Genomic DNA, 2,278 nt, shown 5'->3' on the forward strand with positions numbered 1-2,278 from the left:
ATGCCGTCGGCTCCGGAGGCTCGCCGTCGCCGGCGACCGACCCGTCCGGCTCCACCAGCAGCAGGTCGGACGCCCTGATCTCGGAGAAGTGCCGGCCGTGCGGGTTGACCAGGAAGCGGTCGCCGGAAGGGCTGACCGCGACGCTGAAATGATTGCAGACGCCTTCATGGAACCCGAGTCGGGCTGCCCAGCGGAAGGCGGCGGCCAGATCGATGCGCTGGCGTGCGATGTCGTCCGTTTCCATGGCCCGGCCTCTCCTCGTTTGGCGCCCGCCGTATGATGATCCCGCGCGGGTGCGGTCTATTCCCGCGGACAGTAGTAAAGGGAAACACCCCGGCGGCAACTCTGCTATAAGGCTGATCCGCATGGCGGATCGAGTTAATCCTGAATATCCTACCAAGGCTCCCGGCATGAACGATCTGGATTTCCGCGACGCTCGCGTCCTGATCATCGACGATCAGGAAATGAACATCGCGATGCTGTCGGGCATGCTGAAGAAGCACGGCTTTCGCCAGCGCTTCTCGGCCAACGATCCTTTTGCGGGGATCGAGATGTTTCAGCGGATAGCGCCCCATCTCGTGCTACTCGACATCGAGATGCCGGGACTGGACGGCTACGGCGTCCTGGCGCGGATCCGGCAGCTCAGCCCCGATGTGATGATCCCGGTGATCGTGCTGACCGCCCATACCGAACAGGCGGTACGGTTGAAGGCGATCGACGCCGGAGCCAGCGACTTTCTGACGAAGCCGTTCGACGGCATGGAGGTAATCGGCCGTGCCCGCAACATGTCGATCCTGGGCATGATGTCGCGCCGCATCGCCGACGAGAACCGCAGGCTGGACGAGGCGGTCAAGGTCCGGACCGCGAAGCTCGAGCAGATGATCGAGATCCTGCGCACCGCGGAGCTGGCGCTGTCCGCCAAGGTCAATGCTGCCGACCAGTCCACCAACGTGATGCGGGCATTGGCGGCACGCGGCGCGCGGAACTTCGCTTCGCTTGCGGAAACGGTGCTGGATACCAGCCTATCCAATGCGGGCGAGACGCCGGAATGGCTTGCGGTCAGCGGCGCTGCCGAGCGTATCAAGCTGACCGCCGAGGAAATCGAGCTGATCGTGGACGCCGAGCGGCGCGAGCTGACCCTGTCGCGCCAGCGCATCGAGATCAGAGGCGCCGTCACGACGGCGGTAGCGGCAGTTTCAGGAACCGCGGGGTCGCGCCAGATCACGATCACCATCCAGTTGGAAGGCGCTCCGACCCATGTCGTGACCGATATGAGCTGGTTCGGCGTGGCTCTTCAGCGGGTCCTGGCGGAAGCGATCGACTGTTCGCCCACTCCCGGCATCGTCAGGGTCGGCTGGGAAGACGGCGTCTCAGGCAGCGGCTGGCTTCTCGTCGCCGATTCAGGGCCGGAGGTGGCGCTCGATCAGCCGCGCGACCTTGCCATGCCGTTCGACGTCCGGCGTGTTCAGCCTGCGGGCCGGGAGGCGCGAACCGGGCTTGGGCTCACCATCGCCGGAGCACTGATGCAGATGCTCGGCGGCGACCTGGACATTCAAGGCAGTGCCGAAGGCGCCATCTACAGAATGAAGGTCGCGACCGATTAGCCATCGGGGTGTGAAACGCAACGGGCGCCGCCAGCTGGAAAGCCGACTACGCCCGCAGTAACATCTAGATCGGAAAAGATCAGATCTTGCTCTTAAGATCTCCGGCACCCTTCTGGATCTTGCCTTCGGCCTTATCCAAGTTGCCTTCGTCAACGAGCTTCTGATTGCCCGTAGCTTCGCCAATGCCTTTCTTGACGTCGCCTTTGATATCCTTGGCCGCACCCTTGATCTGATCGCTATTCATGATCTTTTCCTGATTGATTGACTTGTGCCTATACAACACAAACCAAAGCGCTTTGTTTCATCCGTCCGTTCGCGCCGCATGACCGTGTCCCGGGCATGCCTATGGCGGTTGGGACGCGTGCCCGCTATGGTCGGCCCGATCCGCCGATTGCCCCGCCAACCCGCTGTGTTGAGAGATGAACGATGATTCCGCGCTATAGCCGCCCGGAAATGGCCCGTATCTGGGAACCGGAAAACAAGTTCCGCATCTGGTTCGAGATCGAGGCCCATGCCTGCGATGCCCAGGCCGAACTGGGAGTGATCCCGCGTTCTGCCGCCGAGACGGTCTGGAAGAAGGGCAAGTTCGACATCGACCGGATCGATGAGATCGAGCGGGAGACGAAGCACGACGTCATCGCCTTCCTGACCAACCTGGCCGAATATGTCGGCCC

Annotated in this window: 3 protein-coding genes and 1 pseudogene; 2 read left to right on the top strand and 2 right to left on the bottom strand. The window is 62.7% G+C overall.

What is annotated here, in order from left to right:
- A partial coding sequence (locus tag AC5JJ6_RS10115; protein WP_496041917.1) for a class II aldolase/adducin family protein occupies positions 1-244 on the bottom strand: 244 nt, incomplete at its 3' end.
- Positions 245-410: 166 nt separating this feature from the next.
- Here AC5JJ6_RS10115 and AC5JJ6_RS10120 point away from each other — a divergent pair.
- Entirely contained in the window at positions 411-1,604 is a 1,194-nt protein-coding gene (locus tag AC5JJ6_RS10120; RefSeq protein ID WP_496041918.1) for a hybrid sensor histidine kinase/response regulator, read from the top strand.
- A 79-nt stretch (positions 1,605-1,683) separates the two neighbouring features.
- Here the strand turns inward: AC5JJ6_RS10120 and AC5JJ6_RS10125 are convergent, their stop codons facing one another.
- The gene (locus AC5JJ6_RS10125) at positions 1,684-1,848 is read right to left on the bottom strand and encodes a CsbD family protein (RefSeq protein WP_496041919.1); all 165 of its coding nucleotides are present in this window, start codon (positions 1,846-1,848) and stop codon (positions 1,684-1,686) included.
- A 182-nt stretch (positions 1,849-2,030) separates the two neighbouring features.
- Here AC5JJ6_RS10125 and AC5JJ6_RS10130 point away from each other — a divergent pair.
- A pseudogene (locus tag AC5JJ6_RS10130) lies at positions 2,031-2,278 on the top strand (adenylosuccinate lyase); the annotation flags it as partial.

The organism is Skermanella sp. (assembly GCF_059503625.1).